This window comes from Paraburkholderia sp. SIMBA_054 (genome assembly GCF_046534875.1).
Taxonomy (GTDB): domain Bacteria; phylum Pseudomonadota; class Gammaproteobacteria; order Burkholderiales; family Burkholderiaceae; genus Paraburkholderia; species Paraburkholderia hospita.
In genome coordinates this window covers 1-271 of the sequence record NZ_JAWRXV010000802.1, presented here as the reverse complement: position 1 = coordinate 271, position 271 = coordinate 1, and the positions used below count along the sequence as shown (strand labels likewise).

At 56.1% G+C, this 271-nt stretch carries 1 protein-coding gene; it reads right to left on the bottom strand.

The annotated features are described in order from the left end of the window. Nucleotides 1-271: PAS domain-containing protein (locus tag SB822_RS57310; protein ID WP_410859135.1), on the bottom strand; the 271-nt coding region annotated here is incomplete at both ends.

Sequence of the window (271 nt, the reverse complement as noted above, 5' to 3'; positions counted from 1 at the left end):
ATTGGCGCGGCGCAACACCATGCCCTGTCGCGTTTCGCCATCGTCGCTTTCGCTGTTGAACAGCACATCGACGCCACCCGCATCGCGAATATCATCAAGCGATTCATAGCCGGTGAGATCGAGCAAGGCCTGATTGACGTAATGGATCTTATCGCCCGAATGAATGATGACCGGCACAGGCAGATTGGCCAGCAGGGCCGTTTCATCTCCATAGGCCATTCCGGATGACGGAAGTGATGCTTCGTCGGCGGTAACTTCGTCGATGAGCGAC